The 25260-nt window shown below is 39.6% G+C and carries 17 protein-coding genes, 1 tRNA gene and 2 pseudogenes; 5 read left to right on the forward strand and 15 right to left on the reverse strand.

Annotation, left to right across the window (positions count from 1 at the left end; genetic code table 11):
- Positions 1-28: 28 nt before the first annotated feature.
- From tpiA to gap, 3 genes are all read right to left on the reverse strand, one after another.
- Positions 29-796 carry a triose-phosphate isomerase gene (gene tpiA / locus AC6UDG_RS05940; protein ID WP_500694419.1) on the reverse strand — a complete coding sequence of 256 codons (768 nt, stop codon included), beginning with the start codon at positions 794-796 and terminating at the stop codon, positions 29-31.
- Between the two features lie 113 nt (positions 797-909).
- Positions 910-2127 carry a phosphoglycerate kinase gene (locus AC6UDG_RS05945; protein ID WP_500694296.1) on the reverse strand — a complete coding sequence of 406 codons (1218 nt, stop codon included), beginning with the start codon at positions 2125-2127 and terminating at the stop codon, positions 910-912.
- Between the two features lie 89 nt (positions 2128-2216).
- Positions 2217-3221, reverse strand: coding sequence for a type I glyceraldehyde-3-phosphate dehydrogenase (gap, locus tag AC6UDG_RS05950; protein ID WP_500696018.1), 1005 nt, complete (start codon positions 3219-3221; stop codon positions 2217-2219).
- A 236-nt stretch (positions 3222-3457) separates the two neighbouring features.
- Between gap and AC6UDG_RS05955 the strand changes: the two genes are divergently transcribed.
- The 4 genes from AC6UDG_RS05955 (at position 3458) to clpP (ending at position 7092) form a co-directional block, all read left to right on the forward strand.
- Positions 3458-3529: transfer RNA gene (locus tag AC6UDG_RS05955), tRNA-Arg, on the forward strand.
- 96 nt (positions 3530-3625) lie between these two features.
- Positions 3626-4282 carry a helix-turn-helix domain-containing protein gene (locus AC6UDG_RS05960; RefSeq protein WP_500706794.1) on the forward strand — a complete coding sequence of 219 codons (657 nt, stop codon included), beginning with the start codon at positions 3626-3628 and terminating at the stop codon, positions 4280-4282.
- Positions 4283-4483: 201 nt separating this feature from the next.
- A complete protein-coding gene (asnB, locus tag AC6UDG_RS05965; protein WP_500706795.1) occupies positions 4484-6400 on the forward strand; it encodes an asparagine synthase (glutamine-hydrolyzing) in 1917 nt (638 codons plus the stop codon).
- A gap of 98 nt (positions 6401-6498) precedes the next feature.
- Positions 6499-7092 (forward strand): ATP-dependent Clp endopeptidase proteolytic subunit ClpP, encoded by a 594-nt coding sequence (clpP, locus tag AC6UDG_RS05970; protein ID WP_500694292.1) that lies wholly within the window; start codon positions 6499-6501, stop codon positions 7090-7092.
- 67 nt (positions 7093-7159) lie between these two features.
- On the opposite strand, the gene whiA is transcribed toward clpP, so the two are convergent.
- From whiA to AC6UDG_RS05990, 4 genes are all read right to left on the reverse strand, one after another.
- A complete protein-coding gene (gene whiA / locus AC6UDG_RS05975; protein ID WP_500694291.1) occupies positions 7160-8095 on the reverse strand; it encodes a DNA-binding protein WhiA in 936 nt (311 codons plus the stop codon).
- An 11-nt stretch (positions 8096-8106) separates the two neighbouring features.
- Positions 8107-9114, reverse strand: a complete 1008-nt coding sequence (gene mgfK / locus AC6UDG_RS05980; RefSeq protein ID WP_500706796.1) for a gluconeogenesis morphogenetic factor MgfK — start codon at positions 9112-9114, stop codon at positions 8107-8109.
- Positions 9115-9996, reverse strand: coding sequence for an RNase adapter RapZ (gene rapZ / locus AC6UDG_RS05985; RefSeq protein ID WP_500706797.1), 882 nt, complete (start codon positions 9994-9996; stop codon positions 9115-9117). It abuts the gene before it with no gap.
- A 94-nt stretch (positions 9997-10090) separates the two neighbouring features.
- Positions 10091-11434: a glutamate--cysteine ligase gene (locus AC6UDG_RS05990; RefSeq protein WP_500706798.1), complete on the reverse strand. Its 1344-nt coding sequence runs from the start codon at positions 11432-11434 to the stop codon at positions 10091-10093.
- A gap of 240 nt (positions 11435-11674) precedes the next feature.
- Here AC6UDG_RS05990 and AC6UDG_RS05995 point away from each other — a divergent pair, with 240 nt between their 5' ends.
- On the forward strand, positions 11675-12727 hold the full coding sequence (locus tag AC6UDG_RS05995; protein ID WP_500694287.1) for a lactonase family protein: 1053 nt from the start codon (positions 11675-11677) through the stop codon (positions 12725-12727).
- A gap of 285 nt (positions 12728-13012) precedes the next feature.
- On the opposite strand, the gene AC6UDG_RS06000 is transcribed toward AC6UDG_RS05995, so the two are convergent.
- The 8 genes and pseudogenes from AC6UDG_RS06000 to uvrB all read right to left on the reverse strand — a co-directional run bounded on the left by AC6UDG_RS06000 (position 13013) and on the right by uvrB (position 25194).
- Positions 13013-15070, reverse strand: a complete 2058-nt coding sequence (locus AC6UDG_RS06000) for a mucin-binding protein (protein ID WP_500706799.1) — start codon at positions 15068-15070, stop codon at positions 13013-13015.
- 108 nt (positions 15071-15178) lie between these two features.
- Positions 15179-15367 (reverse strand): annotated as a pseudogene (locus AC6UDG_RS06005) (mucin-binding protein); the annotation flags it as partial.
- A gap of 72 nt (positions 15368-15439) precedes the next feature.
- Positions 15440-18412: a mucin-binding protein gene (locus tag AC6UDG_RS06010; protein ID WP_500706826.1), complete on the reverse strand. Its 2973-nt coding sequence runs from the start codon at positions 18410-18412 to the stop codon at positions 15440-15442.
- Between the two features lie 15 nt (positions 18413-18427).
- Positions 18428-18526: pseudogene (locus tag AC6UDG_RS06015) on the reverse strand (KxYKxGKxW signal peptide domain-containing protein); the annotation flags it as partial.
- A gap of 773 nt (positions 18527-19299) precedes the next feature.
- A complete protein-coding gene (locus AC6UDG_RS06020) occupies positions 19300-19569 on the reverse strand; it encodes a CsbD family protein (protein ID WP_500694432.1) in 270 nt (89 codons plus the stop codon).
- A 148-nt stretch (positions 19570-19717) separates the two neighbouring features.
- Positions 19718-20257 (reverse strand): HdeD family acid-resistance protein, encoded by a 540-nt coding sequence (locus AC6UDG_RS06025; RefSeq protein WP_500696117.1) that lies wholly within the window; start codon positions 20255-20257, stop codon positions 19718-19720.
- Between the two features lie 44 nt (positions 20258-20301).
- Positions 20302-23169, reverse strand: coding sequence for an excinuclease ABC subunit UvrA (uvrA, locus tag AC6UDG_RS06030; RefSeq protein ID WP_500706800.1), 2868 nt, complete (start codon positions 23167-23169; stop codon positions 20302-20304).
- A gap of 9 nt (positions 23170-23178) precedes the next feature.
- On the reverse strand, positions 23179-25194 hold the full coding sequence (gene uvrB / locus AC6UDG_RS06035) for an excinuclease ABC subunit UvrB (RefSeq protein WP_500694435.1): 2016 nt from the start codon (positions 25192-25194) through the stop codon (positions 23179-23181).
- Positions 25195-25260 lie beyond the last annotated feature (66 nt).

A 25260-nucleotide genomic window follows, 5' to 3' on the forward strand; every position in this document is an offset into this window, starting at 1 on the left:
TTTAGGCTTTAACTTGCAATCATAATAACTAATTATTTTGCAAATCTTGGTAATTCGCAAGCTCCAAAAATTCCTTTGGTTCAAGACTACTTTTACCGGCTAAAATCCCGTCAATATCAATTTGTTTCATAAGCGAGATGATGTTATTTGGGTCCACACTTCCACCATATAAGATTCGAATCTGGTTAGCAATATCATCCGAGTAAATGTCAGCTAAAGTTTGTCTAATTAGGTAACATCCCTCTTCCGCTTCGGTAGTTGAAGCACTATGACCGGTCCCGATTGCCCAACTTGGTTCATAGGCAATAACGACCTTTAAAGCGTCTTTTTCGGAAACACCCTTTAAACCAGCGGTAACCTGGTTAACTACCCAGTGGATTCGATCACCAGTCTCAAGTCGTCCCATCGTTTCATCACAACATAATATCGGCTTCATATTGTTATTTAAAACCGCATGAACCTTCTTATTAATGATGTCATTAGTCTCGTTAAAGTAACGACGTCTTTCAGAATGACCAACGATCACGTACGGGATTCCCATCTGACTGAGAGCTTTAGGACTAACTTCCCCAGTATAAGCACCCTCATTTTTGTAAAAGCAATTTTCAGCTGTTACGTGCAATGGACTCGATCCGTTGGCTTTAAGCATTGATTCAAGAAACAACGGTGAAGCTGCAAGAGCTGTTTCAACGTTTTTAGGATCTGGTATTTTATCTTTGATATCAATCACAAATTGAACTGCTTCATCTAAAGACAAGTTCATTTTCCAGTTCCCACCAATAAAGGGAATACGCATGATACTTCTCCTCTCATAATTCATCTTTACCTACATTTTAGCCGAAAGAGAAGCAATAAGCTAGAAAATTGATACAAACAAAAAAGTCACCGATTAAATCGGTGACTTTTAAATTACTTTTTATCAGAAATTGATGCAATCCCTGGAAGAGTCTTACCTTCAAGATATTCAAGCGAAGCTCCCCCACCAGTTGAGATATGGGTAAGCTTATCAGCTACACCCAATTCCTTAACAGCAGCAGTTGAATCTCCACCACCAACGATGGTAGTAGCATCAGTTAATGTACCCAAGAATTTACCAATTGCCAAGGTTCCCTTAGCAAACTTAGGAAATTCAAAGACACCCATTGGTCCGTTCCAAACAACGGTCTTGGCGTCCTTTAAAACGTCTTCGAATAATTTAATACTCTTAGGACCAATGTCAAGACCCATCATGCCGTCTGGAATTCCACCATCAACGACTTCAGCCTTTGCATCATTTGAAAACTTGTCGGCTACCACTGAGTCAACAGGTAAGACGATCTTGTCTCCACCTTTTTTGAGGATATCTTTAGCAACATCAATCTTATCTTTTTCAACAAGTGAATTACCAACTGGGATTCCCTTAGCGGCATAGAATGTATAGGTCATTCCACCACCGATAATAATCTTATCAGCCTTGTCCAACAAGTGATCGATCACACCAATTTTGTCGGAAACTTTAGCACCACCAAGAATTGCTATAAATGGATGCTTTGGATTATCAACAGCGTTACCTAAAAACTTAATTTCTTTTTCCATCAAGTATCCGGCAGCAACTGGCTTACCAGCTTTTTCCATTGCTTTAGCGATCCCAACGTTTGAAGCGTGTTCTCTATGAGCAGTTCCAAACGCATCATTAATGAATTCATCACCAAGTGAAGCCCAGTATTCCCCTAACTTAGGGTCATTACCAGATTCACGTTTAACATTCTTACCATTAACAACATCTTCATAACGAGTATTTTGTACCAAAAGGACTTGGCCGTCAGACATGTTGTCAATTGCCTCTTCAAGCTGTGGACCTTCAGTAACAGGAACAAATGTAACTGGTTTGCCAAGCAATTCAGCTAATTTTTCTGCAACTGGGCGAAGTGATAAACCAGGTTTATCATCTTCTGTTTTAATTCTGCCTAAATGAGAGAATAAGATTGCTTTACCACCATGATCAATTACGTACTTGATTGTTGGAAGAGCAGCAACGATTCTGTTGTCATCACCAATTTTACCGTCCTTAATTGGAACGTTAAAATCAACACGCATCAGAACTTTTTTACCTTGAACATCTAAATCATCAACGATTACTTTTGCCATCGTGATTGCCTCCAGTGTTAGTTATATTTTATAAAGGAAAAGACGGAAGAGATTTCCCTCCTCCGCCTTTTCAAAGTTGCAATCTAAAATTATAGAGTAGCAAATTTCAACAAGGTACGAACCATGTTGCAAGTGAAGCCCCATTCGTTATCGTACCAAGCAACAGTTTTAACTAATTGAGTGTCACCACTTTGGGTGATTTCAGTTTGACCTGGATCAAATACTGATCCGTGTGAGTCATCGATAACGTCGGTTGAAACCATGTAGTCATCAGCGTAACCAAAGGCATCGTTTGCATGACTCTTCATAGCATCGTTAACTTCTTCAGCAGTAACGTTCTTGTCTAAGACAGCTACTAATTCAGTTAATGAACCATCAGCTACGGCAACACGTTGTGCGTGACCTTTAAGGACACCATCAAGTTCTGGAATAACCAAACCGATAGCTTTAGCAGCACCACTTGAGTGAGGTACAGTGTTAATAGCTGCGGCACGGTTGTTTTGTAACTTAGCGCTACGTGGACCATCTTGAAGTGCTTGTGAAGCAGTGTAAGCATGGACAGTAGTCATAGTACCTAACTTAACGCCAAAGTCTTTGTTCAACCAGTAAGCCATAGGTGCTAAACAACTAGTGGTACATGAACCAGCAGAAACGATCTTGTCTTCTGAAGTCAAATCATCCATGTTAACACCAGGAACAACAGTAGTCATTTGACCAGCAGGTGCTGAAATCAAGACACGCTTTGCACCAGCGTCAAGGTGAGCTTGTGCTTTTTCTTTTGATGTGTAGAAACCGGTACATTCAAGTACGAAGTCAACACCATCATTTTTAACCCAAGGAATGTTCTTTGCGTCACGTTCTGCATAAACTGGGATACGAGTACCATTAACGATAATTGCATCTTCAGTAGCTGAAACGTCACCGTCAAAGCGACCATGAACTGAGTCATATTTTAGTAGGTAAGCTAACATTGAAGGGGTAGTTAAATCATTAATTGCTACAACTTCGATATCACTTGAATTCAATTCAAGGATACGTCTGAATGCTAGACGACCAATTCTTCCGAAACCATTAAGACCAATTTTTGTAGTCATAATATGCTTCCTCCTTTTGGAATAATCAAATTTTAATACATTCACATCTTAACACTTTTGCCAAATCATGTCAGTGATTAAAAACACCAAATGACAAGCCACAAGCGATAAAATTGTGACAATGAATTCGAAATTCATTACCAGAAATAGTATAGCAAAAACAAACCCCATTTGTAATTAAAAACCATTATTATCTTGAGTTTTTTCCTCTAATCTACTATATTTAATATTGTGTTGCGCGTGTAGTGTAATGGATAGCACGTAAGATTCCGGTTCTTGAGATGACGGTTCGATTCCGTCCATGCGCATAAAGCAGTGAGAGAGTCTCGCTCACTGCTTTTAATTTCTTTCAATTGACCATTACCGTTATAATAGAGGTTAAGTCGAACTGTAGGAACTTATATATGAAATTAAACGCAAACCTTAAAAAGTATCGAAAACAAAATCAATTAACTCAAGCAGAAGTTGCCAATAAAATTAACGTTTCAAGAAAAACCATTTCAGCGTGGGAAAATGGTAGAAGTAAGCCTGATCAAAATGCGATAAGCAACCTTGCTACCCTTTATCAAGTTCCAGTCAGTAGCCTGACCGGTAACAAACCTGAAAATAGCCACAAACCAAAATTAAGTTTTAGACAAAAGATGATCCGTATAAAACGGTATGGTTATATCTCAAAGTATGCTTACTTTTTTGAGCTGGTCTTACTCGTAATTGGGATAATATTATTTATTTTGCCCTTTAATTTACGTGACCTTTGGTTAATCCCTCTCTTCGTGATTGACATGTGCATCATTATTCTCTATGAGAAGAACTGGAAAACCATTATACAAGACAAACCTTTAATGAAAAAGGTCGAGATTTTATCTCCGATATTATCGGTAGTAATCTTTATAATTGGTTGTGTTATCAATCTTGATGCCATGCTTAGTCATGATTTAATGATGAAAGTCGGAACCATTATTGGTATAATTATGTTTTCATTTACATTAAGTATTGGCTTGATTCTTGGAATCTTGTTTCCGTTAAAGCGGATGACGGTTAAGCGTTCGTCTAAAAATTAATTAGACAGTTCCGGCTAACAAGGGCTGTTCCGTAAGCAATGTAACCCATAATGTAACCGTTAAATAGACAAATTTATTAATATTTTATTGAGACTAGCCATACATAGCTAGCCTTTTGTGTGCGAACAACTTAAGATAGTTAATGGAGTTTGGTTAGCAGAAATAATCAATTTAATAAGCAATTGAAAAGGAGAGGATACTATGTGTGGATTTACTGGTTATATTAACCAAAATAATATCCCGAAGGATACTATCAAAAGCATGGCTAAAAGAATTAAACACCGTGGACCAGATGATGATGGTTTCTTCCAAAATGATGAAATCTCAATGGGTTTTCGTCGTTTATCAATCATTGACTTAGCCAATGGTCATCAACCAATGTTTGGTGATAATGATACCGACGTTTTAACCTTTAATGGTGAGATTTATAATTATAAAGATTTACAAAAAGAATTAATTGCAGTAGGTCAAAAATTTGATACTGACTGTGATTCAGAAGTTTTAATTCGCGGATACGAAGCATGGGGTCCGAAAAAATTACTTTCAAAGCTTCGCGGAATGTTTGCATTTACAATCTACGATTCAAAGAAACACCAAGTCTTCGGAGCTCGAGACCACTTTGGTATCAAACCACTCTATTACTATGATGATGGAACAAACTTCATGTGGGGATCCGAAATCAAAGCCTTTTTGGCAAACCCTAATTTTAAAAAAGAACTGAATACCAAATTATTACCAGTTCACTTAAGTTTCGAATTCATCCCATCATCAGAAACAATGTTTAAAAACGTTTATAAGGTGATGCCAGGACAGTATTTCATCTATAAAGATGGTAAAACTACCACTGACACATACTACAAGTACAACTACGATCACATTGATAATTCGCAAACCATTGATGGGGACGCTAAAAAGATCGAAGGATTAGTTGATGACAGTGTTAAGGCACACATGGCGTCTGACGTTCCTTTGGGTAGTTTTCTATCAAGTGGTGTCGATTCCAGCTATGTGCTAAATGAAGCCGCTAAGATTAAACCCATGCAATCATTTTCACTTGGGTTTAACGGTTCTAAGTACAGTGAATTAAAATGGTCAACTAAGTTTGCAAAAGAAATTGGACAAAAGAACACGGCCACCACAATTGATGGTGAGGACTACTTCGATTTCCTTCCTACTATGATGTACTACATGGACGAACCACTGTCTAATCCTTCTGCTCCACAACTTTACTACCTGTCACATAGTGCTAGAAAAGACCTAATTGTTTCATTATCAGGTGAAGGTGCTGATGAATTTTTTGGCGGATACAATACGTACCTTGAAGCTTTCACCTTTGAGAAGTACCAAAAGATGGTACCAAAGTTTGTTAGAACCGCTCTCGGTAAAATTGCCTCATCACTCCCACGTTTTCACGGTCGTCGTTTCTTAATCCGTGGTGCACAACCGTTGTATGAACGATACTATCGGGTTAACTACGTGTTTGACGAACACGATCGTGAGCGCGTCTTAAAAGATAAATCACTTAACTTTGATACTGGTCAATACACCAAACACATTTTTGATGAAGTGGCTGGTAAGGACGAAGTAACGCAGGAACAGTACTTTGACATTAACACCTGGTTACCTTTCGATATCCTGCAAAAGGCTGACCGGATGAGCATGGCTAACAGTCTTGAAGTTCGAACTCCACTAGTTGACAAAGACGTAGCAGAATTCGCCAAAACGATGCCAACTAAGACCCGAATTTCATTTGATAAAGACGGCAATCCAATCACTAAAGTGGCCTTTCGAAAAGCGGCTTCCTCGCAAGTACCAAAGGTTGTTGCCGACAAAGAAAAACTAGGTTTCCCATCCCCAATCGCACAATGGATCAAAGAACCCAAATACCATGATAAAATCAAAACAGCATTTCATTCCGATATTGCCCAAAAGTTCTTTAATGTGGACGAATTAGACCGCATCCTGAAAGAACACATGGAAGGTAAATCCAGCATGCAAAAAATCTTTACCATCTACACTTTCATTCTTTGGTATGGTGTTTACTTCCCAGAAGACACTAAGATGAACTACAATAAAGAAGTTGATTTACACAAATACTCACGTGAATCAATCGCATAATTATCATCAAGCAAAGTTTTTGACCTTTGTTGACCTTTAATGTAGAATGACTTTTATAACTTGATATAATTTGAAATTATCAAAGGAGGAGTATGGATATGAATTTAGTTCCAACTGTCATCGAAAACTCACCACAAGGTGAACGTGCATATGACATTTACTCACGTCTTCTAAAAGACCGAATCATTATGTTATCCGGTGAAATCCAGGATGATATGGCTAACGCAATTATTGCTCAACTATTGTTCTTGGATGCTCAAGACTCTGACAAAGATATCTACTTGTACATCAACTCACCAGGTGGTGTTATCACTTCTGGAATGGCAATCTACGATACGATGAACTTCATCCACGCCGATGTTCAAACCATCGTAATGGGGATGGCAGCATCAATGGCCAGTGTCTTGGCTTCATCTGGTGCCAAAGGAAAGCGCTTTGCATTGCCACATGCTCAAATCATGATTCACCAACCATCTGGTGGTGCTCAAGGTCAACAAACTGAAATTGAAATCGCCGCAAAAGAAATTTTGCGTGCTCGTAAGATGATTAATGAATTACTTGCTGAAAATTCCGGTCAACCCCTTGAAAGAGTTAACCGTGATACTGAACGAGACAATTATCTTACCGCTGACGAAGCAGTCGATTACGGTTTGATTGATGGTATCATGAAAAACAGTTCTGACAAAAAATAATTAGTTTCTGTTTATAACAAAAGCAGCAATTAGAATTATTCTAATTGCTGCTTTTTTGTTCGTTTCATTAGGCATTATCGGAACGTAATTGAGTTGCAAATTCATTAATTTTACGTAACCGATGATTGACTCCAGACTTAGAAATCGGTCCTCCTGGAACCAAATCACCTAACTCCTTTAAACTCACTTCTTGATGCTTCATGCGAACCTCGGCAACGTCTCGAAGCTTTGGTGGCAACTTTTTCAGCCCCACGGTTTCCTTTATAAACTGAATGTTTTCAATTTGCCTAGTTGATGCATTGGCTACCTTGTTCATATTGGCATTTTCACAGTTTACAAGTCGGTTAACGGAATTCCGCATGTCTCTAACAATTCGAATGTCCTCGAATTTTAACATAGAATTAGTGGCCCCAATTAGTTGCAGAAAATCCGCAATCTTTTCAGCTTCTTTCAGATACGCAATACACCCGCTTCGTCTCGTAGTAGTTTTAGCGCCCAAATGATAACGATTCATCATCTCCGCAATCATTTCGTTATGATTCTCATACGTTGAATAAATTTCAAGGTGATACCGAGATGTTTCTGGATTATTAACGGATCCCCCCGCTAGGAATGCACCACGTAAGTAAGAACGAACCTGCCCATCATCTTTAAGTAACTCTAATGGCACCCGTTCAATAATCTTGTTTCCATCCAAAATGCCCAAATCATCCAAGATTGCTCTTACATGATGATTCAAACGCACCACGTATAGATTGTTCTTTTTTAGTTTCATCTTTTTTCGAACCAGAACTTCTCCTTCAACGTGATAAAACTGAAGTAAAAGTTGATACAGTCGTCTAGCAATTGCTGGATTTTCGGACTGAACATCTAACACCAGGTGTTTTTCGGATATTTTAAGTGTTCCATTCATTCGAATCAATGCCATCAGTTCTGCTTTTGCGTTAGCTCGATGGACTTCTAGGTTAGTTAATTCTTTTTTGACGTCACTAGCATATGACATCTAATCATCCCCTAATGGCGAATTTTAGGTTGCCCTAATAAACGAATCAGTTCGTCGGACACTAGTAGTCCATTATGAAAAGCCCCGTGGTCTCTTAGTTCAAGAAAATCAGAAGAAATCACCCGACAACCCTGTTTCTTTAGTCCCTTAAAATCAGATTTAACTGGTTGAGCTTCATCGCCCCAGCGTTGGTGATCAATGTAACTCGCTGGAACCTTTTTATTATTAACCAAAACGGTATCGATAAAATTAGTTTTCAAATGACGATTTAAAACCCGGACATGATCAGCATCAGTGAAATTATCGGTTTCACCCTTCTGAGTCATGATATTACAAATATAAACAACTTCCGCGTCGGTCTCAGTAACCGCTTTGCCAACATTATCAACCATCAGGTTGGGTAAGATACTGGTAAACAAGCTTCCCGGTCCCAAAACAATTTGGTCAGCGTTCATGATCGCATTGATCACACTTGGAACTGCCTCTGGCTTCTTATTGCCATCAGTAGATTCAACCCACACTTTTTTAATCATTTTGTCAGAATTGGTAATTTCAGATTCTCCAGACATGGTCGTCCCGTCGGCAAACTCAGCATGTAGTTCTAAACTTTCATCACACACCGGATACACATGCCCGTCGACCTTCATAATGTCGGTCAACTTTTGGATGGCATCAAAAAAGCCGCCACTCATTTCAGAAAGCGCCGCAATTACTAAATTGCCAATGGCATGGCCAGCGAGAAACTTGTCGGAAGACTCAAAGCGATACTGAAAGATATCCAGATCAATCTGAGGCAACGTTGAAAGAGCCACTAGAACGTTGCGTATATCTCCCGGTGGCAAAACATTAATATAGTTTCTAAGAATTCCTGATGATCCCCCATCATCAGCCACCGTAACAACGGCAGTAATATCAACATCACGCTTTTTTAAACTTTTTAAAATTACAGGTAAACCGGTTCCTCCGCCAATTACAACCATTTTAGGACGTCCGATTCTTTTACCTACTTTATCGATCATTTATTTAACCCCTTTGTGACGGTTAATGTCCCTGTGAGTGACATTAACTGGATATCCAAGTTGATCCTTGATATCCTTAGCCAATCGTTCAACCATTGCAACTGAACGATGTTGGCCGCCCGTACAACCGATTGCCATGGTGACAGTCGATTTTCCTTCTTTCTTAAATTTAGGTAACGTAAATTTAACGAGGTCAAAGACTTTTTCATAAAATTCATTAGCTTCATCTTGGTTCATAACGTAGTCATAAACATCTTGATCTTTCCCAGTCTTACTTCTTAGTTTGACTTCATAAAATGGATTCTTTAAAAAACGCACATCCAAAATAATGTCAGCATCGATTGGAAGCCCATATTTAAATCCAAATGACATTAATTCAACGTGAAATGGCTCTGAATGAGAGAGCTTAAACTTATGAATGATTTCCTCACGTAATTCCTGTGGGGTCAAATCACTTGTATTAATAACAAGATCAGCAGAGTCTTTGACCCTTTTCATTAATTTTCGTTCTTTTTCAATTCCATCAACTACCCGCCCTTTTCGTGCTAAGGGATGGGTTCTCCGGCTTTCTTTATATCGAGACACTAATTTTTCGTCAGAGGCATCGAGAAAAATCACCTGATCCTCAGTGTCTTTGTCGTTAGACATATTAACCAAGGTATCAACAATTTCGCGGTATGAGGCTGGAGCCCTTAAATCAATTACTAAAGCAACCTTCTTAATTTCACTAGAAGTGTGAACCAATTCCATGAACTTCGGAATTAAAGAAGGTGGGATATTATCAACGCAAAAGTATCCTAAATCTTCACATGTTTGCATGGCCAGTGTCTTACCTGCTCCACTCATGCCCGTAATAATCACAAATTGTTCATTATCTGCCATTTTGATGCCTCCAAACTCTTATAAGTATAACATACCGGGTGTGTCATTTATATAGTCTCAGGATGATTCAAAAAAGAGAGTTAATGAATACTCATTAAACTCCCTTTTGTTTCTCAATGTATTGATTAACTGTATCTGGTTGAACCCCTGGAAAAGCATCCTCAAGGCTCTGATTTTCATACTCTTTTTTTAGTTGCTCACCGCGCTGAATTCCAAAATTCATTAATGAGCGATTCTCAGCATATTTCATTATTTTTGCGGATGGTGTCAAGTTTGGATTATCAACTTTATTTCTAGCGGCCTCATTAGCTTGAGCTAGCTCTGGTTTTAAATCATTAGGAGCATGTTCAATTAATTCATCAAGCTGATCCAAGACCCGATAAGTCTTACTCTGTAAAGATGGTGGTAACGGAGCAGATGGATGTTGTAAAGCGACCCGATTATTTTGATCTTTTGCTTCATTTAAACTTTCGTCAGTCCATTTCTGAGGATTAACGATCCCCTCAACTATTATAAGATGGATGAAATTTAAAGTTTTTAAATTAATCTCTAAAAAGTCAAATGGATCAAGATCAAGGGTCCGAAGTTCAAGATAGTCGAATCCCTCTTCATTAACAGAATTAATCCCATCTTTAGCCTTCAAGCGCACCGGACCATAAAACTCACTCTCGGAAAATAATTTGTGGGAATTAACCTCATGCTGCAAGTTGTTTACGTATTGACTCAAACTAGCGTAAGAAACATGGATATTATCCAAGTTTTCGTATCCGTATTGACTGGAACGTAAAGAACGGACTGGGACAATCTTTTTTTCAGCACCGAATAAGTGATCTTCTGGATTTTCTGATAGCGGGCTGGCCCCAAAAAGGTACGTTAAAAGCCAACGATATCCTACCAATTGTTGAGCAATTTGAAACAACAGCTCTGACTGTGCCCCTTTCTGACTATCAATAGAATAATTTCGTTGAAAAATCTCAATAATTTGAGCACTGGGTGAATAGTTAAAATGAATGCCACACATGATTTGACGAAAAATTCCGTAGCGTCTCACGAGCCATTTGCGATAATCATCCATCCAAAAACGCTTAAACGTCTTTCTTACAAAATTAACATCATCTTCATCAAGTTTGGGTGGCATCGACATCGGCCAAATAATCTCACTTGGTTCTAGTGTTCCATGAAGAATAGACTGAAGTGATCGCATTTGTAGGAGCACTCCTTTGGTGGTCGTGTGTTTATCCGTAACTAATTCTTCCATACACTCAGCAAAGTCAGTCTGAAAGTGTGTTTTCCCTCGTCGATCACCTAGTTCACGTCTGTGAGCATAGCGAGAGAGACTGTCACGATTCAGATCAATCCGTTCCTCCTCGATCTCGATGCCAAACGAACCAGCAAAAAGTTCGTTTGGTGAGTTAACAAATTTTGCTTTGCTTCCCATTTTCATCCCTCCAAACCTGTTGATAATTTCACGAGTAGTTGATAGGTGAAATTTCCAATAGTTTACACCGCTCACGTGACACGTCAATAGGATTTACTAAACTAATTTCATTTCCGTCACGATTACTACTTTTGCCATCCATAAAATTTGAAACTTGAATAAATAAAAATACATTTCGACTGCAAAAGGATCACTTTTGTGGCAAAATGAAACTGTATATATTAGGAGGGAATTGAGATCATGATTGAAAAATATTTAATTGGAACTTACACCATTAATGCTAGCCAGGGGATCTACCAAATCGAGTTAGATACCGACAAAAAAAGATTACAAAATACTCAATTAGTAGCCGAGATTGGGAGTCCTACATATCTTGCCGAGTCAAAAGCCCACAAGATCTACGCCGTTGATCGTAATATGGACGAACCAGAACTCCGTGGTGGAGTAGCAACTTTCGATGGTAAAACCATCCCAGCTAAAGAAATGCAGGAATGCATCGAAAAAGGTACTTCAGCCGCCTTTGTTTCCATTGACGAAAGACGCCAATTTGTCTTTACCGCCAACTACCACATGGGACACGCCAGCGTTTACAAAATCCAAGAAGATGGCACTTTAAAGCTTACCGATCGTGCCCAAGATAATGGAATTCCTGGGCCACTTCCTGAGCAGGCCGACGGACCACACCCTCATTATGCCAATCTAACTCCTGATAATCGACTGGTAGTGTGTGACCTTGGTCTTGACCGCGTCTACCTCTATGATGTTTCTGATCAAGGTAAATTAAACTTAGTCAGCGAAGTCAACGCTCACCCTGGCTTTGGACCACGAAACATTACTTTTGTTCCAGGAACTGGCAAGGGTTACCTTGTTGGTGAACTAAGCAGTAAAGTTGCTGTGATTGACTACAACGAAGAGGCTGGATTATTCACGATTCAACAAATTGTTTCAACCATTCCTGACGATTGGGAAAGTCACAACGGTGCTGCTGGAATCAAAGTTTCAAAGGACAACCGCTTTGTCTATGTCTCAAACCGTGGTAACGATTCAATTGCGGTCTTTAAGATTAAACCAAATGGTGATTTAAAACGAATTCAATTGATTTCAAGTGAAGGTGAATTCCCTCGCGACTTTAACTTTAGTGCCGATGAATCAATGTTTATCGTTGCTAACCAAAACAGTGACAATGCTACTCTTTACTCACGAGACGCCGATACCGGAAAATTAACTTTGATTCAAAAAGATTTCGAAGTCCCTGAAGGTACCTGTGTGGTTCGACGTGAAAACGTTGACTAATAATTTGTCATTAAAAAACATTTTATTAATTTATGAAGTGCTCTGTAATTGTTAGACATTAATAAGCTCCAAAATGGTTAGGTAAAAACTAACTGATTTGGAGCTTTTTATTATGACTAAATATTCTTTTAACATTAAAGCAAACATTTCAGGTAAGAAAAAAAGACTCACACAGATTAAATATCGGTATGAATCCTTGAAAGTATGGATTTATAAAAAGGCTAACACCCAAAATGGATGTTAGCCTTTAAACTTATTAATCTAGCATATTTTTAAATCACAAACTTACTTGGTTTCTTTTCGGTCTTTAAACCATTTTCCTAAGCCAAAGAAGCTGAGAAGTGACAGAAGCATGGTTCCGATCAGGCTTAAGAAGCTATCAGAACTTTGACCAGTTTGTGGTAACGTCGTCTTCTTTTCAGACTTTTTAGCTGGCTTAGCTGCTGGAACTTGCTTTGCTTGTGGTTTAGCTGGTTGAGCCGGTGCTTTAGCAGGAGTTTGTGGGGCCTGCTTAGCCTTCGGAGCTTCCGGTTGTGCGGCCGGAACTTCCTTTGGTGCACTTGGCTTAGTTGGTTCTGGTTGTTCCGGTTGTGCTGAAGGTTTCTCTGGTTTGTTTGGAGTTACCGGAGTTTCTGGTTCAGCATTCTTCACATAATGAATTGGGGTATCTTTCCCTAAATCATTGTGATCGATCGGATATGGTGTGCCAGGGACCAACTTGTTCCCGTTCTTATCAACCGGAGTATATCCAGGAATGTCAGGGATAAGTGGGTTACCGGCATCACTTGGGTTGTTGGGATCATTTGGATAAACGATTGGGTTACTGCCCGGAACATCAGGAACTAAGTGACCTAAGGCATAGTAGACAACGGTTACTTCAGAGTCGTTGGAATCAGCGTTAACCGTTGCTTGTCCAACTGAAGCAGTGTTGGTGTAGTAACCATTGATAACTGGCGAGTTAACCCCACTCAAGACGTCACTCTTAGTCGTCCATGCACTGTAAGTTACCTGACCAGTAACTTGATCAAACGTTGCCGTTCTAGTAAAGGTAGTTGATTGAACCACATCATCAGCTAACTTGTTACCATTCTTATCAACGTAGTGAATGGTTCTAGTAACGTTCTTAGTGAGATCAGTCTTACTAGTTCCGTCAGGATACTTTGGTCCAGTTGGGTTGTTTGGATCAACTGGTTGACCTGGAGTTCCTGGATTGTCTGGCGTAACTTCCTTAGTCTTGTGTTTGAGCACAACCGTAAAGGTTGGACCATCAGTGTTGAAGGTAAAGCCATCACTTGGGTAACCGTCGGATACTAATTCATATCCTTGCGCTTCTAACTTAGCAATTTCATCTTTCGTACTGTAATCGGCCTTGCTACCAAACTTACCATTAACAGTATCACTAGTGATAAGGGCATTGCCTTTATCCTGATCCACGTAGTTAATGTGAACGACTTCATCGTTAGCGTTGTAGGTAACCGTGACACTTGAATCTGGTGTGTCAGCCGTTGCAGTTTCAGAACCAACACTTGTCTTATCTGGAGTGTATCCCGTAATGGTTGGGGAAACAATTGAACCGAAGACGGCGTTCGTTGAAGTCCAGTTACTGTAAGTTACTTTACCAGTAACTTCATCAAAGGTGGCCGTTCTGTTGAACGTAACCGTTTCAATGCGGTCTTCTGAAGCTTTACTACCATCAGCGTAAACGTAGTGCACCGTTCTCGTAATGGTCTTGGTCAAGTCATTCTTGCTAGTACCATCTGGATACTTTGGTCCAGTTGGGTTGTTTGGATCAACTGGTTGTCCTGGGTTTCCTGGATTGTCAGGGGTAACCGTCTTCATCTTGTGTTTCAAGACAACCTTGAAAGTTGGATTATCGGTATTAAATTCATACCCATTTGGATAGCCGTCAGTGACTAATTCGTAACCTTGGGCCTCTAAGCTGGCAATTTCGTTCTTTGTACTGTAATCAGACTTAGAACCGAACTTACCGTTTAAATTGTCAGTTTTAATAACCCGGTTACCATCATCTTGGTCAATGTACTGAACATGAGCCTGTTCATCGTTAGCAGTGTAGGTAACCGTATCAGTCGAGTCGGTTGAGTCGGCAGTAGTAGTTAGAGCACCAACGGTTGCCTTGTCAGGAGTGTATCCTGTAATTTCGGGCGAATCGATTGAATCGAAGACCGCGTTCTTAGTAGTCCAGTCGCCATAACTGATGATCTTGCCGGTAACCTGGTCAAAGGTTGCGGTCCGAGTGTAAGTAACCGTTTCAGTACGATCATCGGAGGCTTTACTACCGTCAGCGTAGACGTAGTGCACCGTTCTCGTAATGTTCTTAGTCAAGTCATTTACACCAGTTCCATCTGGGTACTTTGGTCCAGTTGGGTTATTTGGATCAACTGGTTGTCCCGGGTTATCTGGCGTAACCGTCTTGGTTTTGTGCTTAAAAACAACTTTGAAAGTTGGGTTGTCGGTATTAAATTCATAACCATTTGGATAGCCATCAGTGACTAATTCGTAACCTTGGGCCTCTAAGCTGGCAATTTCGTTCTTTGTACTGTAATCAGACTTAGAACCAAACTTACCAGTTAGATTGTCAGTTGTAATAACTCGGTTGTTGTCATCTTGGTCAATGTACTGAACGTGAGCTTGCTCATCGTTAGTAGTGTATGTGACTTTAACGTCTGAATTTTTCGTATCAGCAGTGGCAGTTTAAGAACCAACAGTTGCTTGATCAGGGGTATAACCGGTAATGGCTGGTGAATCAACCGAACTAAAGACATCATTGTCAGATGTCCAAGCACCGTAAGTTATCTCACCAGTTACTTCATCAAAGGTGGCCGTTCTGTTAAACGTAACCGTTTCTACTTTGTCATCTGCGGCTTTACTGCCATCGGCGTAAACGTAGTGGATGGTTCTCGTAATGGACTTAGTCAAGTTGTCCTTGCTAGTGCCATCAGGATACTTCGGTCCCGTTGGGTTGTTAGGATCCACTGGTTGACCTGGGTTTCCTGGGTTATCTGGCGTAACTTCCTTGGTCTTGTGCTTTAAGACAACTTGGAAGGTGGGATTATTGTCACCAAATTTGTAACCACTTGGGTATCCGTCGGATACCAACTCGTAGCCTTGTGCTTCGTAACCGGCAATCCGATCCGCAGTACTGTAATCAGATTGACTACCGAACTTCCCGTTTAAGTTATCAGTTACTAGAACTTTATTGCCATTATCTTGGTCAATGTATTCAACGTGAGCCTGTTCTTCATTGGCAGTGTAGACAACGGTATGAACATCGTCTTTTCCTTCAGCAGCATCACCCGTTACACTAGCTTGACTTGGTGTGTAACCAGTAATTTTGGGAGAATTAATGACTGGGTTAGCGTTATCGGCTGGCTTCCAGTCACCCCAAGTAATTGAACCAGTCTTTTCATTATTAGTCCCCGTTCTAGTAAATGGAACGGTAACAACCTGGTCTTTTGCCATGGTCTTGCCGTTAGCATCAACATAGTGAACGGTCACGGTTCCTTTACCACTGTCATCAGTAACTGTACTCATGGTGTCACTGTAGATCACGGTATGAACATCATCCTTACCTTCAGTGGCATTTCCAGTAACCGTTGGCTGATCAGGAGTCATATTGGTAACGGTTGGTGAAGTGATTACTGGATGAGCATCTCCTGCTGGCTCCCAATCGCCCCAAGTAATGTTACCAGTCTCGTTATCTCTAGTCCCTGTTCTCGTAAACGGCACGGTCATCGTCTTATCTGGTGAAACGGTGTTGCCGTTAGCGTCCTTGTAGTGAACGGTAATGGTACCTTGACCACTATTATCAGTTACTTGACTGGTAGCGGGGCCATAAGGGACCTTGGTATCTGAACCTGGATCCGTAATTGGGTATGGATAAGTCCCATCTGGACCTGGTTTTAATGGTTGACTTGGATCATGGGGGTCCATTGGAATCATGCCAGGAATATTGGGTAATTGAGGTTGTTGTGCTTTAGTAGGATCGTCTGGTTGCGTTTCGTATGGAACATCGTGGGATCCATTGTCAATCGGATTGCCATTGGAATCAACTGGAACTAATTTTCCCAGTTGAGCAACTCCAAAGTCAATTTTCCGTGATTGTGGCACATAAATTGACAAAAGGATAATTCTACCGTATCCATCAATACTCCAAGAATACTGCTTGTTAGCAGGATCATACATATAATTTGCATCAATGTAATAAGTATCTTGACCATCACTACCTTGAATTAAATTACCATCTTTATCAAAGAGTTGAACTTTCATACCACCATGATCATCAGTCTCAGTATAAACAAGACGATAACCCTCTCTATAATATTCAGTCCACACAGTACCAGGAACACCAAAGTTTGAAACAGAGCCGGACGCGTTAGTAGGTTGTGTAGAAATATAATAAGTGGTTGGGATTTCTGGTGGTAATCCACTTATCGTATAATGTTGACCAGCAATTCCCTTGTAAGTTTTAGTAACCATTACTTGCCCGGTATCACGGTTAGTCCATGTAACTACTTGATCAACAACCTCTGGAGTTATAATTGACATCTGACCAAGTGGAACAGCACTATCACTAGAATTGTTATAGAACCACTCTTTAATAAGTGAGTAACCATCTGGTTGGTCGGCATTGAAACCAACTCCAGTATTATGATCATCCCACTTGTAGTAATGCAATCCATCAACGTTAGTGGAAGACAAAGTTGTACCATTATCCTTTAATAGATAAGTTCCAATTACATTACCATCAGCATCAATTTCGTTTACATAAACAGTTCCATCACCATTACGATCAGTTGACCAAACTAACCACTTAACTTTGGTTGTGCCTTCTGGGGCATTAACACTTACATATCCGTAAGTATAGTGCTCTTCATCAGGATCGACCCAAGGAACTCCTAGTGCCTTATAATCTGGATCTTGCATGTCAACGTTGAATGGTTGTCTTTCGGCAAAATTGGTAGTTGCAACTTTAGCTTGACCATCATCGGTGGCTAAAGCTGCCGCCGTTTGCTTCATGGTTGCTGCTTGATCATCAGTCTTTTGGTTAGCAGCTACCGCAGCGTCTTGTTTATTTGCTGTGTTATCACTTGTAGTTGCTTTCTGATCGGAATTTTGATTTGCTGATTGATCTTTTAATGCATTGGCTACTTTATTAGTCGTGTCATCATTCTTAGTTGCGTCTTGCTTAGTGGCATCAGAGTCAGCTTTTTTATCAGAAGACTGGTCCTGTGATGCATCATTCTTCTGACTTGAAGCATCGTCACTATTATTGGCGTCTTGGTCAGTTGCTTGGTCTTTTGCTGAATCGGCCTTTTGATTGGTAGTGTTGTCATTTTTAGTGGCATCAGCGTCAGCTTGCTTATCTGATGTGGTGTCATTATTTTTGGCTATGTTTTGATCAGAAGACTTATTTTGTGATGAGTCGGTCTGCTTAGCTGAAGCGTCATCATTCTTGGTAACATTTTGATCAGTTGTGTCGTTTTGTGATGAATTAGCCTGTGTATTTGCTGCCTCATCACTATTGGTGACGTTCTGTTCAGTTGCCGGATCATTGGTAGTCTGATTTTGCGGTACTACAACTTGCTTATCAGACGAATCACTATTTTGTGAATTCATCTGAGTGTTATTAGTAACGTCCGCTTTCACATTATGTTGATTAGACATAAGGATTCCGCCTGAAATCCCGGCTGAAAACATGGTGACTGTAATGGCACTGAACAGCCATCGTTTACCAGCTTTATACATCTTATAATGTGTTTTGCTATCACGATTAAACATATAAATAAAAACCTGCCCTTCTAATTTCAAATTAATCTATACTTACCGGCCTACTTAGCCTTAAGTAATTATTGCACAATCTGAAATTAAATTGAACACAATCGTATTTTATACAACATGAGTAAAACAAAGGCATACATGGCAGTGTTTTCCACGATTAACCAATGCATGGAGGTAATTGTTTCTCATTGTGTGTAAATAAAACGAAAAATCGTAATGGTTTTGTAACATTAGCTGCGTGAGTCCAATGATAGCAACGTAATTCTAACTTTTTCCTAATAATAATTTTAAATGTTAATTAATGATTGTACATAATGAAAATGACAGCCAAATTCAACGCCAAGTATAGCAACAAGATACTCCGCAAGCCCCGTTTACTCGCACTATGTGAGAATTACCGTGAAAATTAATTTGCTAATAAATCATTAGCAAAACATAAAATCATTTCTTGTGATGTTTGCCAACATTGGTTCTTAGTGGGTTACATGGTCGCTTGTGAATAAAATTATAAAAGAAATCACATTATATTAATTATAATTAAATTCACATTCATTATTCTCTTAATGTGTAAAAAGCCTTAATTACCCGAAAGAGTTAGAACAATTCTCGCTAGTGAATAACTCTCTTCAAACGGTTTGATGATAAACGAATTTCTAAAAAAAAGGATTCATACCAATTTAAATCGGTATGAATCCTTAGAAGTATAAATTTATATAAAAAGTCTAAATATTATATGACGCTTTATTATTGAAAATTGCTTTTTTCCCATCTAATTATTCGTTATCAAGGTCACTGTCGATGTCATCTTTAACATCTTGAGCTTTGTTCATAAAGTTCCCCTTACTGCTTTGTAGGTCACCTTTGATCTTATCCATGGTGTCACCAGAGATAGCACCCTTAATTTGCTGTGCCTTACCTTGGGCAACGTCACTCAAGTTATCGATGCGATCAGCAATATCGTCTAAATCATAACGATCTTCAAGTACTAAGTAACCTAACACGATGTTTGCACCCAAACTAAAACCTAAAAGTAAATTCTTCATAATGACCCTCCTAATATTGATTAATAATTCAATATAATAGTATCATGCCTGTAAAATAATAACTAGTAAAGACTTCCCCCCATTAAGATATTAATTAAGAATTAATCCAAAAAAGACACCTCATTAATTTAAGGTGTCTTAATTAATTTTATAGTTTGTGAGCAAATGCCAGCATAATCATGTTAATTCCTGCCACTAACAGGACAATTCCCACAATTATAGCTAAAACCTTAGCAGCTAGACTTGGGTCTAACAGTAAGAAAATTCCTAAAAATAGTGTAATAAGATCAAAAACAAGTGATGTCCAGAAGACCCCACCGTTAAACTTACGAATGTGATCAACTACAATCAACTGACAGATTGAGTAAACCAGAATCCAAACTGCAAATAGGATCCCTAGGGTAAAGGTCCCAGCGTGAACGTTAAACAGGAACAATAGTGCTAACAAGATTTCAATCGCACCACCAATTAACATCGTAAAACTTCGATAGCCAATTTCTTGACTTAACTTTCGATAGACCCAAATTGATTTTACTCCGGCAACTAATGCAACGACGGCGAATATGATTGCCAAAACAGCAGCACTTGTAGTTGGGTGGAAGAACATCAAAACAGCGGCTAATAATAAGACAACGCCAAATAGACATTCAAACCAATCAAATCCCCATTTTTTATCTTCGTACATCATAAATATGACCTCCAATTGTTTGTTTCAACCATATTTTACCACATCTACTTTTGCTGATGCTGTTGAGCTTCAATGGTTCGCTTGGTGTCACGCTCTAGGACGGGTTTTAAATATTCACCAGTATAACTATTTTTCAGTTTGACAATCTGTTCGGGTGTTCCAGTTCCAACTACGTATCCACCAGCTGCTCCACCTTCTGGACCTAAGTCGATCACGTGGTCAGCCTCTTTAATAACGTTTAAATTGTGTTCAATGATCAGAACGGTATTTCCCTTATCAACAAGTTTAGAAAGGACCCCAATTAATCGCTTAATGTCGTCAGTATGAAGTCCCGTAGTGGGTTCGTCAAGAATATAAAAGTTATTTCCAGTTGAACGCTTATGGAGTTCAGAAGCTAACTTCATTCGTTGTGCTTCTCCACCTGACAAGGTATTAGCTGGTTGACCTAATTTCACGTAACCAAGTCCCACGTCAGAAATGGTCTGCAACTTTCGCGTAATCTTTGGGATGGCTTTGAAAAACTCTAACGACTCATTCACGGTCATGTCAAGAACTTCAGCGATATTTTTTCCCTTGTATTGAATCTCAAGCGTTTCAGAATTATACCGTTTTCCATGACAAACTTCACACGGAACGTAAACATCAGGGAGAAAGTTCATCTCAATCTTCAAGATTCCATCACCATGACAAGTCTCACAACGACCACCCTTGATGTTAAAACTAAACCGTCCCTTTTTATACCCGCGAAGTTTGGCCTCGTTAGTTTGGGCAAACAAGCCCCGAATATCATCAAAGACTCCAGTGTATGTAGCTGGATTACTTCGAGGGGTTCGGCCAATCGGACTTTGATCAATACTTACTAGTTTTTCAATGTTCTTCCATCCAGTGATTGATTTATACTTGCCTGGTTTTTCCGAATTATGATTCAGCTTCTGGGCCAAGGCTCGTTTTAAGATATCATTAACCAACGTAGACTTTCCGGAACCAGAAACTCCCGTCACCACGTCAAACTTACCAAGTGGAAATTTAACGGTAATGTCTTTGAGATTATTTTCTAAAGCACCCTTTAAGGTGACGTTTTTGCCGTTCCCCTTTCGTCGTTTTAAGGGAACGGGAATAAACTTCTTTCCAGAAAGATATTGACCAGTTAATGATTTCGGATTTTGAGCCACTTGTTCTGGAGTCCCGGTGGCAACAATCTTACCACCCTTCTCTCCTGCTCCTGGACCAACATCGATTAAATAATCGGCCGAACGCATCGTATCTGAATCATGTTCAACAATGACCAATGTATTACCTAAATCACGCATTTTTTTCAGGGACTTAATTAACCGATCATTATCACGCTGATGAAGACCAATGGATGGTTCATCAAGTACATACAAAATTCCTGAGAGATTTGAACCAATCTGGGTTGCAAGTCGAATTCTCTGTGCTTCACCACCAGAAAGCGTTCGGGCCGATCTGGAAAGGGTCAAATAGTTCAATCCAACGTTTTCCAAAAATTCCAGTCGATCACAGATTTCCTTAATAATTGGATGAGCAACTACCGTATCTTGTTCACCAAAAGTGAGTTTACTAAAGAATTGGCGTTCATCGGCAATATTCATATCAGAAACTTCTCCAATGTGTTTGCCATTAATCTTAACTGCCAAAGCCTTTTCGTTTAATCGGTACCCATGACAAGTCTGACAAGTTAATTCTGTCATGTACTTTTCCATTTGTTCTCGAGTGAAATTACTGTTGGTTTCATGATAACGACGTTTAACGTTGTTAAGGACCCCTTCAAAGGGAGCGTCGACATCACGAACTCCACCAAAATCACTCTTGTAGTGAAAATGGAACGTTTTCCCCTTGGAACCATTCATCAATAGATCACGCTGTTTCTTTGGTAATTTACGGTATGGAGTATCCATATCAATATTAAAGGCTTTACAAGCCTGCTCTAACATTGCTGGATAGTATTTTGAGCTAATTGGATTCCATGGTTCAATTGCTCCCTCATTAAGCGTCTTATCTTGATCTGGGACCACTAAATCGTTATCGACTTCCAACTTAACTCCTAATCCATCACACTCAGGACATGCTCCATATGGGGCATTAAATGAGAAAAGACGCGGTTCAAGTTTTCCAACCGTAAAACCACAAATCGGACAAGAGTAATGTTCCGAAAACACCATCGGCTCTCGCTTACCAAGAAAGTCAGCAATGGCGTATCCATCACTTAGACGTAAAGCTGTCTCAAGTGAATCTGACAATCGTGAATTAATCCCGTCTCTAACGACAATTCGGTCAACTACCACGTCAATGTTATGACGCTTATTTTTATCTAAATCAAAATCTTCGGTCGCATCATGGATTTCACCATCTACTCGGACTCTTACAAAGCCTTCCCGCTTAATCTTTTCAAAAACTTTTTTGTGTTGCCCCTTTTTGTCACGGACAACTGGTGACATAATCTGCAATTTAGTTCGTTCAGGGAGGGCCATGATTTCGTCAATCATTTGATCGACGGATTGACTAGTAATGACCGTTCCATCATTTGGACAAATTGGCGTCCCAACTCTTGCCCACAATAAACGTAAATAATCATTAATCTCAGTGACAGTTCCAACGGTTGAACGAGGATTTTTTGAAGTTGTTTTCTGATCAATTGAAATGGCTGGACTAAGTCCCTCAATCGAATCAACGTCAGGTTTATCCATTTGACCCAAAAATTGTCTAGCATAAGAGGAAAGACTCTGGACATAACGACGTTGACCTTCAGCATACAGAGTATCAAAAGCTAAAGAACTCTTACCTGAACCAGATAAACCGGTCATTACCACCATTTTATTCTTGGGGACATCAACATTTACGTCTTTTAGATTATGTTCACGGGCGCCTTTAATTTTAATGACGTCATTTGCCATCTAACCACCTCACTTTTTCTTTTTCTCACCCTTAAGCTGCATCACGGTATCCCTTAAGTTAGCAGCTTGCTCAAAATCAAGTTTTTTGGCTGCAGCTCTCATTTCGTCCTCTAAATTATCAATCATTTCCTTTTGATCCTTAGCACTCATTTGGTCAAAATCGGATTCAACAAAGCTTCCATTAGTATTATCATCGTTGTTTTTCTCGCCCTGTTTATACGCAGAAATGGCCTTAGGAATTGGTTTGATAATGGTCTTAGGGGTAATGTTGTGTTCCTGATTGTACTTCATCTGAATGGAACGACGACGGGCAGTTTCATCCATCGCGTACTTCATCGAATCGGTAACGTTGTCCGCGTACATAATAACATGTCCGTGTGAATTACGAGCTGCTCTTCCAATTGTTTGTACAAGGGAACGTTTGTCACGCAAAAAGCCTTCCTTATCAGCATCCAAGATTGCAATCAATGATGTTTCGGGAACGTCAATCCCTTCACGCAACAGGTTAATTCCAACTAAAACATCAAACTTACCCAAACGCAAATCACGTAAAATTTGGGTTCTTTCGAGGGTTTTAATATCACTGTGCAAGTATTTTACTTTAATTCCCAAATCTTTTAGATAATCGGTTAAATCTTCTGCCATCTTCTTGGTTAAGGTCGTAACGAAGGTACGTTCGTTATTTTGAACTCGTTTATTGATTTCACCAACCAAATCATCCATTTGATCTTTCGTGGGACGAACTTCAACGGTTGGATCAAGTAGTCCAGTTGGACGAATAATTTGTTGGACAACGTGATTAGTCTTGTCCTCTTCATATGGACCCGGAGTGGCTGACATATAAACTACTTGATTAACCCGTTTTTCAAACTCAGGTAACTTTAATGGTCGATTATCAAGCGCGCTGGGAAGTCTAAATCCATAATCAATTAATTGCTGCTTTCTAGCCTTATCACCGTTAAACATTCCACCGATTTGCGGAACCGTTCGATGTGATTCATCAATGAACATCAAATAATCTTTGGGGAAAAAGTCCAATAATGTGTATGGAGCTTCGCCAGGTTTTCTGCGGTCCATATAACGAGAATAATTCTCAATCCCAGTTGTATATCCCATTTCACGCATCATTTCAATGTCATAGGTGGTCCGTTGCTTCAATCTTTGAGCTTCAAGTAGTTTGCCCTTTTTCTCAAAGTTAGCAACCTGTTTTACCATTTCATCCTTGATTTCAGGTAAAGCCACATCCATCGTTTCCTTGTTAGTCAAGAAGTGAGTGGCAGGAAAAATTGTAATCTGTTTTCGTTCACCGATAACTTCACCAGTCAACGTGTCAACTTCAGTAATTCGGTCAATCTCGTCACCGAAAAATTCGATCCGGTAGGCATGTTCATTTCTAGAAGCCGGAAAGACTTCTACTACATCACCATGTACACGAAAGCGACCACGTTGAAAATCAATGTCGTTTCGATCGAATTGAATGTTAACCAACTGACGCAAAAAGACATCGCGCTCTAGTTGTTGTCCAACGTGCAACGAAACCGTATGGTCCTGATATTCTTTTGGACTTCCTAAACCAAAGATTGAGGAAACTGAAGCCACAACGATAACATCGTTTCGTTCTAGTAGAGCACTCGTTGCTGCGTGGCGGAGTTGATCAATCTCGTCATTAATCGAAGCATCCTTTTCAATATAGGTATCACTGGAAGGAACATAGGCCTCAGGCTGATAAAAATCATAATAACTCACAAAATATTCGACCGCATTATTAGGAAACAACTGCTTGAGCTCACTATAAAGTTGCCCAGCTAAAGTTTTATTGTGCGATAAAACCAGCGTTGGCTTGTTAATGTTCTTAATGACATTTGCCATGGTGTAGGTTTTACCAGTTCCAGTAGCACCCAAAAGGACCTGATCACGATCTCCATTTTTGATTCCTTGAGTCAATTCCTTAATGGCTTCCGGCTGATCACCAGTTGGAGTAAATTTCGAAACTAGGTCAAAATTATTATTCGTTTTTTTAATCATATTGGCACCTCTTCTTAAACTCGGAAAAAAAGGAGAAAGTATTAACTTTCTCCCATTACTTATAAT

This window comes from Fructilactobacillus sp. X2R1C1, assembly GCF_059901435.1.

What these genes read in the sequence shown, in the direction of transcription:
- gap (WP_500696018.1), bottom strand. Translation starts at nt 3,221, where the DNA reads ATGACTACAAAAATTGGTCTTAATGGTTTCGGAAGAATTGGTCGTCTA.
- AC6UDG_RS05945 (WP_500694296.1), bottom strand. Translation starts at nt 2,127, where the DNA reads ATGGCAAAAGTAATCGTTGATGATTTAGATGTTCAAGGTAAAAAAGTT.
- clpP (WP_500694292.1), top strand. Translation starts at nt 6,499, where the DNA reads ATGAATTTAGTTCCAACTGTCATCGAAAACTCACCACAAGGTGAACGT.
- AC6UDG_RS06010 (WP_500706826.1), bottom strand. Translation starts at nt 18,412, where the DNA reads ATGTCTAATCAACATAATGTGAAAGCGGACGTTACTAATAACACTCAG.
- tpiA (WP_500694419.1), bottom strand. Translation starts at nt 796, where the DNA reads ATGCGTATTCCCTTTATTGGTGGGAACTGGAAAATGAACTTGTCTTTA.
- AC6UDG_RS06025 (WP_500696117.1), bottom strand. Translation starts at nt 20,257, where the DNA reads ATGATGTACGAAGATAAAAAATGGGGATTTGATTGGTTTGAATGTCTA.
- rapZ (WP_500706797.1), bottom strand. Translation starts at nt 9,996, where the DNA reads ATGGCAGATAATGAACAATTTGTGATTATTACGGGCATGAGTGGAGCA.
- AC6UDG_RS05990 (WP_500706798.1), bottom strand. Translation starts at nt 11,434, where the DNA reads ATGGGAAGCAAAGCAAAATTTGTTAACTCACCAAACGAACTTTTTGCT.
- AC6UDG_RS05960 (WP_500706794.1), top strand. Translation starts at nt 3,626, where the DNA reads ATGAAATTAAACGCAAACCTTAAAAAGTATCGAAAACAAAATCAATTA.
- asnB (WP_500706795.1), top strand. Translation starts at nt 4,484, where the DNA reads ATGTGTGGATTTACTGGTTATATTAACCAAAATAATATCCCGAAGGAT.
- AC6UDG_RS06020 (WP_500694432.1), bottom strand. Translation starts at nt 19,569, where the DNA reads ATGAAGAATTTACTTTTAGGTTTTAGTTTGGGTGCAAACATCGTGTTA.
- whiA (WP_500694291.1), bottom strand. Translation starts at nt 8,095, where the DNA reads ATGTCATATGCTAGTGACGTCAAAAAAGAATTAACTAACCTAGAAGTC.
- mgfK (WP_500706796.1), bottom strand. Translation starts at nt 9,114, where the DNA reads ATGATCGATAAAGTAGGTAAAAGAATCGGACGTCCTAAAATGGTTGTA.
- uvrB (WP_500694435.1), bottom strand. Translation starts at nt 25,194, where the DNA reads ATGATTAAAAAAACGAATAATAATTTTGACCTAGTTTCGAAATTTACT.
- uvrA (WP_500706800.1), bottom strand. Translation starts at nt 23,169, where the DNA reads ATGGCAAATGACGTCATTAAAATTAAAGGCGCCCGTGAACATAATCTA.
- AC6UDG_RS05995 (WP_500694287.1), top strand. Translation starts at nt 11,675, where the DNA reads ATGATTGAAAAATATTTAATTGGAACTTACACCATTAATGCTAGCCAG.